This is a genomic window from Duganella sp. Leaf126 (genome assembly GCF_001423125.1).
Taxonomy (GTDB): Bacteria; Pseudomonadota; Gammaproteobacteria; order Burkholderiales; family Burkholderiaceae_D; genus Rugamonas.
In genome coordinates this window covers 278,445-285,779 of the sequence record NZ_LMNW01000032.1, presented here as the reverse complement: position 1 = coordinate 285,779, position 7,335 = coordinate 278,445, and the positions used below count along the sequence as shown (strand labels likewise).

General features: G+C 58.0%; 3 protein-coding genes and 1 rRNA gene. 2 read left to right on the top strand and 2 right to left on the bottom strand.

Annotation, left to right across the window (positions count from 1 at the left end):
* Positions 1 to 39 precede the first annotated feature (39 nt).
* Positions 40 to 2,912 (top strand): 23S ribosomal RNA (locus ASF61_RS18015).
* A 231-nt stretch (positions 2,913 to 3,143) separates the two neighbouring features.
* On the opposite strand, the gene ASF61_RS18010 is transcribed toward ASF61_RS18015, so the two are convergent.
* Positions 3,144 to 3,689: an acyloxyacyl hydrolase gene (locus ASF61_RS18010; RefSeq protein ID WP_056158930.1), complete on the bottom strand. Its 546-nt coding sequence runs from the start codon at positions 3,687 to 3,689 to the stop codon at positions 3,144 to 3,146.
* Positions 3,690 to 3,872: 183 nt separating this feature from the next.
* Entirely contained in the window at positions 3,873 to 5,069 is a 1,197-nt protein-coding gene (locus ASF61_RS18005; RefSeq protein WP_056158926.1) for a M20 aminoacylase family protein, read from the bottom strand.
* Between the two features lie 181 nt (positions 5,070 to 5,250).
* On the opposite strand from ASF61_RS18005, the gene ASF61_RS18000 reads away from it, so the two are divergent.
* Positions 5,251 to 7,329, top strand: a complete 2,079-nt coding sequence (locus tag ASF61_RS18000; protein WP_056158923.1) for a molybdopterin-dependent oxidoreductase — start codon at positions 5,251 to 5,253, stop codon at positions 7,327 to 7,329.
* Positions 7,330 to 7,335: the final 6 nt, after the last annotated feature.

The following is a 7,335-nucleotide window of genomic DNA, read 5'->3' as shown; positions in this document are numbered from 1 at the left end:
ACCGCTCCTTTGTTTAGTCGCAAGGGGCTAACGTTATAGGGACAAGTGAATAAGTGCACATGGTGGATGCCTTGGCGATTACAGGCGATGAAGGACGTAGTAGCTTGCGATAAGCTGCGGGGAGYTAGCAAACAARCTTTGATCCGCAGATTTCCGAATGGGGAAACCCACCCTTTTAGGGTATTGCATACTGAATACATAGGTATGCAAGGCGAACGCGGCGAACTGAAACATCTAAGTAGCTGCAGGAAAATAAATCAACCGAGATTCCCAAAGTAGTGGCGAGCGAAATGGGAAGAGCCTGTACGTGATAGTCGATTGAATAGTGGAASSYTYTGGAAAYRGSSGCCATAGCGGGTGATAGCCCCGTACACGAAATTCAAACGGTGGTACTAAGCGTACGACAAGTAGGGCGGGACACGAGAAATCCTGTCTGAATATGGGGGGACCATCCTCCAAGGCTAAATACTCGTAATCGACCGATAGTGAACCAGTACCGTGAGGGAAAGGCGAAAAGAACCCCGGGAGGGGAGTGAAATAGATCCTGAAACCGTGTGCATACAAACAGTCGGAGCGGACTTGTTCCGTGACGGCGTACCTTTTGTATAATGGGTCAGCGACTTACATTCAGTGGCAAGGTTAACCGGATAGGGAAGCCGTAGAGAAATCGAGTCCGAACAGGGCGCTAGTCGCTGGGTGTAGACCCGAAACCAAGTGATCTACTCATGGCCAGGATGAAGGTGCGGTAACACGCACTGGAGGTCCGAACCCACTAATGTTGAAAAATTAGGGGATGAGCTGTGGGTAGGGGTGAAAGGCTAAACAAACTTGGAAATAGCTGGTTCTCTCCGAAAACTATTTAGGTAGTGCCTCAAGTATCACCATCGGGGGTAGAGCACTGTTATGGCTAGGGGGTCATCGCGACTTACCAAACCATTGCAAACTCCGAATACCGATGAGTGCGAGCTTGGGAGACAGACGTCGGGTGCTAACGTCCGGCGTCAAGAGGGAAACAACCCAGACCGCCAGCTAAGGTCCCAAAGATTGGCTAAGTGGAAAACGAAGTGGGAAGGCTAAAACAGTCAGGATGTTGGCTTAGAAGCAGCCATCATTTAAAGAAAGCGTAATAGCTCACTGATCGAGTCGTCCTGCGCGGAAGATGTAACGGGGCTAAGCCAGTCACCGAAGCTGCGGATATGCGTAAGCATATGGTAGGAGAGCGTTCTGTAAGCCTGCGAAGGTGTCTTGTAAAGGATGCTGGAGGTATCAGAAGTGCGAATGCTGACATGAGTAGCGATAATGGGGGTGAAAAGCCCCCACGCCGTAAGCCCAAGGTTTCCTGTTCAACGTTCATCGGAGCAGGGTGAGTCGGCCCCTAAGGCGAGGCAGAGATGCGTAGCTGATGGGAAGCAGGTTAATATTCCTGCACCGTCGTATGATGCGATGGGGGGACGGATCGCGGAAGGTTGTCTGCCTGTTGGAATAGGCAGTTTCTGGTTCATAGAAGGTACTTAGGCAAATCCGGGTACRTAATTCAAGGGACTGGGACGAAGARCTTCGGYTCTGTAGCAATCGGAAGTGGTTCCAAGAAAAGCCTCTAAGCTTCAGTCATACGAGACCGTACCGCAAACCGACACAGGTGGGCGAGATGAGTATTCTAAGGCGCTTGAGAGAACTCGGGAGAAGGAACTCGGCAAATTGGTACCGTAACTTCGGGAAAAGGTACGCCCCGGTAGCTTGGCTGATTTACTTCARTAGGGCGAAAGGGTTGCAATAAACTGGTGGCTGCGACTGTTTAATAAAAACACAGCACTCTGCAAACACGAAAGTGGACGTATAGGGTGTGACGCCTGCCCGGTGCTGGAAGATTAAATGATGGGGTGCAAGCTCTTGATTGAAGTCCCAGTAAACGGCGGCCGTAACTATAACGGTCCTAAGGTAGCGAAATTCCTTGTCGGGTAAGTTCCGACCTGCACGAATGGCGTAACGATGGCCACACTGTCTCCTCCCGAGACTCAGCGAAGTTGAAGTGTTTGTGATGATGCAATCTACCCGCGGCTAGACGGAAAGACCCCATGAACCTTTACTGTAGCTTTGCATTGGACTTTGAATCAATCTGTGTAGGATAGGTGGGAGGCTTTGAAGCGGGGACGCCAGTTCTCGTGGAGCCATCCTTGAAATACCACCCTGGTTCATTTGAGGTTCTAACCTTGGCCCGTTATCCGGGTCGGGGACAGTGCATGGTAGGCAGTTTGACTGGGGCGGTCTCCTCCTAAAGTGTAACGGAGGAGTTCGAAGGTACGCTAGTTACGGTCGGACATCGTGACGATAGTGCAATGGCATAAGCGTGCTTAACTGCGAGACTGACAAGTCGAGCAGGTACGAAAGTAGGACATAGTGATCCGGTGGTTCTGTATGGAAGGGCCATCGCTCAACGGATAAAAGGTACTCTGGGGATAACAGGCTGATTCCTCCCAAGAGTTCATATCGACGGGGGAGTTTGGCACCTCGATGTCGGCTCATCACATCCTGGGGCTGTAGCCGGTCCCAAGGGTATGGCTGTTCGCCATTTAAAGTGGTACGTGAGCTGGGTTTAAAACGTCGTGAGACAGTTTGGTCCCTATCTGCCGTGGGCGTTGGAAATTTGAAGGGGGCTGCTCCTAGTACGAGAGGACCGGAGTGGACAGACCTCTGGTGTACCGGTTGTCACGCCAGTGGCATTGCCGGGTAGCTAAGTCTGGAAGAGATAACCGCTGAAAGCATCTAAGCGGGAAACTTGCCTTGAGATGAGATTTCCCAGAGCCTTGAGCTCTTTGAAGGGTCGTTCGAGACCAGGACGTTGATAGGCTGGGTGTGGAAGTGCAGTAATGCATTAAGCTAACCAGTACTAATTGCCCGTACGGCTTGTCCCTATAACCTTGGCAGGTTATAGAGAGGATGATAGTGCTGCAACCAGTGTGAAAGTAGGTTATCGTCAGGCTAGTTATATGAAAAACCCCACCCGGTGATCCTGGTGGGGTTTTTTGCTTTGCGTCCGCAAAGTAGGTTTAAGGTGTGATCATGGCAGGGGTTTTTTGCTTTAAGCGACCGGAAATCAATAATAAAAAAGCGCTTCCGAAGAAGCGCTGATGGCGTGATATCGCTTAGAAATGATAGGCCGCTTTGACTTCGAGGAAGTTGGCGCCACCATTGGGGCGTTTGATGCTGCCGTTGGAGAAGTGCTGCAGCTTCAGCGCCACTTCCCAGTTATTCTGCATCACATAACCGATGCCGATGTGGTCGCCGAACTGGAAAGCGGTCGACAGTTCCTTGCCATCGTTTTTATACAGGCTCGACAGCAGGTGCACGCCGACGCCGGCTTCGTAATAAATGCCCTTCTTGTTATCGTTCTGGAAGCGGAACACCGGGGTGAAACCGACGTCCCACAGGTTTTTTTCTTCGCCTGGAATATTGCGGTACTGTTTCTGGTGCCAGAAACCGGCACTGCCTTCCCAGTAGCCGCTCAGGTGCGTGCCATTCGACTGGAACCACCGGGTGTCCCAATCGCTGGCTGCGCTCAGGCGCACCATGCGCTGCTTGGCACCGGTGCCATAGTCGACCGCTACCGAGTCGATCAGTTTGTCTTGGGCCATTGCTGCCTGGCTCATCATCAGGGCAGCCACCGCCGCCATCATTGTCTTCGCGAACATAGTATCCTTGGGTTTATAACGACGCTGTCATTGCTGTATACGTGTCGATACGGCTGGCAGGGATTGTACCGGTGTTCGGGATTTTCTTCCGGCGCACCGTAGCGCTCACGCTCGCAGCAGCGAAATTGTCCGCGCGCCGGGCATTTTCCGGTATCGGCGCGATGGGAGACCCGAGCGTGCCGACTAGTCCGCCACGGGCAGGCTCTTTTCCACTAGCCTGACCCAAAAGCTCGCGCCGATCGGCAGCAAGTTGTCGTTGAAGTCGTAACTGCCATTGTGCAGCACGCACGGGCCCAGGCCGTGGCCGCCCTCGCGGTGGTCGCCTTCACCGTTGCCGATGAACATATAGCAGCCCGGCTTCGCTTGCAGGAAATAGGCGAAGTCTTCCGCGCCCATGGTCGGTTCCACCTGGTCGTCCACCCGGTCGGCGCCCAGCACTTCTTTCATGACTTCCACCGCGAAACGGGTTTCGGCCGCATGGTTGACCAGTGGCGGGTAGTTGCGGCGGAAGCGGAATTCCGCTTCGGCGCCAAACGCTGCGGCCGTGTGGCGGGCGATTTCTTCCATCCGCTGCTCGATCATGTCCAGCACCGGCCAGGTGAAGGTACGCACCGTGCCCACCATCTTTGCTTCGTCGGGAATCACGTTGGTGGCGCTGCCGGCGTGGATTTGGGTGATCGACAGCACGGCCGTGTCGAGCGGGCTTTTCTGGCGGCTGATGATGGTCTGCCAGCTTTGCGCGATCTGCACCGCGACCATCACCGGGTCGATGCCCTTGTGCGGCTGCGCTGCATGCGCTCCCTTGCCATTGATAGTCAGGTAGAACTCGTTACTGGAAGCCATCATCGGCCCCTCGACCACGCTCATGTGGCCGGCCGGAATGCCGGGCCAGTTGTGCATGCCATAGATGGCGTCCATCGGGCATTGCTCGAACAGGCCGTCTTCGATCATGCGTTTGGCGCCGGCGCCGCCTTCTTCGGCCGGCTGGAACACCAGGTACACGGTGCCGTCGAAATGGCGGTGTTCGGCCAGGTGGCGGGCGGCGCCGAGCAGCATGGCAGTGTGGCCGTCGTGGCCGCAGGCGTGCATCTTGCCCGGGTGGCGCGAAGCGTGGTCGAAGGTATTGACCTCCTGCATGGGCAGCGCGTCCATGTCGGCGCGCAAGCCGATCGACCGGCCAGACGTGCCATTCTTGATGATGCCGACCACGCCGGTCACGCCCAGGCCGCGGATGACGGGAATGCCCCACTGGGTGAGCTTGTCGGCGATGACGTCAGCGGTGCGCTGCTCCTCGTAGCACAGTTCCGGATGGGCGTGGAGATCGCGGCGGATCTGCTGTATGTCGGATTGAAACGCAATGATCGGGTCAACTAGTTTCATCTGCTTCTCCATATGGGGGTGCGCTGGCCTTGCGAGACGCGAGAACGACCATTGTAGCCCGGCGGCGCGCAGTTTATCCAGAGCGTCCTCAAGCCGGTATGGCGCCGATGGTGATGGTATGACGACGCCGACTATCGTTTACCATAATGCTTTGGCGCCTGCCGCTATTCTGGATTTCGACATGACAAGCACACAAGTTCGCGCGGCATGCCCGCTCGACTGCCCCGACACCTGCGCCCTGCTGGTAACCGTGGAAGACGGCGTGGCCACTGCCGTCAAAGGCGACCCCGACCACCCCACCACGGCCGGCGTGCTGTGCACCAAGGTGGCGCGCTACACCGAACGCACCTACCACGACGAGCGGCTGCTGCACCCGCTGCGGCGGGTCGGTGCCAAGGGCGAGGGCCAGTTCGAGCGCATCAGCTGGGACGAGGCGCTGCGCACGATTGCCGCGCGCCTGGGCGCGATCGCCGCGCGCGATCCGGAAGCGATCCTGCCCTACAGCTATTGCGGCACCATGGGCCTGGTGCAGGGCGAGTCGATGTCGTCGCGGTTCTTTAACCGCCTCGGCGCCTCGCTGCTCGACCGCACCGTGTGCGCGACGGCCGGCGCCACCGGCTACAAGTACACGATCGGCGCGTCGGTGGGCACCGACATGGAACAGTTCCAGGACGCCAAACTGATCATCATCTGGGGCGGCAACCCGATCGCTTCGAACCTGCATTTCTGGACCCGCGCCCAGGAAGCCAAGCGCCACGGCGCCAAGCTGATTGCGATCGATCCCTACCGCTCGCTGACGGCCGAGAAGTGTCACCAGCATATCGCGCTGCTGCCCGGCACCGATGCTGCGCTGGCGCTGGGCCTGATGCACGTGCTGATCGCCGAAGACCTGCTCGATCACGACTACATTGCCGAGCACACGCTGGGTTTCGACCAGCTCAAGGACCGCGCAGCCGCGTGGACGCCCGAGCGCACCGCCGCCACCTGCGGCATCAGCGCTAGCGAAGTGGTGGAACTGGCGCGCCTGTACGGGCAAACGGCCAAGGCCGGCCTGCCGGTGGCGATCCGCACCAACTATGGCGTGCAGCGCGTGCGCGGTGGCGGCATGGCGGTGCGCAATATCGCTTGCCTGCCGGCGCTGGTCGGCGCGTGGCGCCACGCTGCCGGCGGCGTGCAACTGTCGTCGAGCGGCTCATTCCCGACCAACAAGCCGGCGCTGCAGCGGCCCGACCTGCTGAAAAAACTGCCGCGCACCATCAACATGACCACCATCGGCGACGACCTGCTGCGCCCGGCCTCGCCCGGGTTCGGGCCGCAGGTGGAGGCGGTAATCGTGTATAACGCCAACCCCGTGGCGATCGCGCCCGATTCGTCGAAGGTGGCGGCCGGCTTCGCGCGCGAAGACCTGTTTACGGTCGTGATCGAGCAGTTCCAGACCGATACTGCCGATTACGCCGACATCGTGCTGCCGGCCACCACCCAGCTCGAACACGTCGATGCCCATACCTCGTACGGCCACCTGTACATGATGGCCAATAACGCCGCCATCGCGCCACTGGGCGAATCGAAGCCGAACACGGAAATCTTCCGCCTGCTGGCGCGCGCCATGGGGTTCGACGATCCGTGCTTTGCCGAAACCGACGAGCAACTGGCGGCGCAGGCTTTCAAGACCAGCGACGCGCGCGCCGTGCACTTCGACTGGGAGTCGCTCAAGCAAAAGGGCTGGCAAAAGCTCAACATGCCGGCGGCGCCGTTTGCCAACGGCGGCTTTTTCACGCCGTCGGGCAAATGCGAGTTCTATTCCGCGCAGATGGCAGCTGACGGCCTCGATCCGCTGCCTACCTACCTCGCACCGTACGAATCTGTTGCCAGCAACCCTCAACTTGCACAACGCTACCCGCTGGCGATGATTTCACCGCCGGCCCGCAATTTCCTCAACTCGACGTTCGTCAACGTCAAGAGTTTGCGCGCCGCCGAGGGCGAACCGCACCTCGACATCCATCCCGCAGATGCTGCCGCGCGCGGCATCGCTCATGGGGAAATGGTGCGGATATTCAACGATCGCGGCAGCTTCGTGGCCAAGGCGCGCGTGACCGACAAGGCCAGGGCCGGCCTGGTGGTCGGTTTGTCAGTATGGTGGAAAAAGCTTGCCAGCGATGGCAAGAATGCCAACGAGGTCACCAGCCAGCGCCTGACCGACATGGGCCGCGCGCCGACGTTTTACGATACACTGGTCCAGGTTGAAAGGGTTATTGTCTGAAGGTAA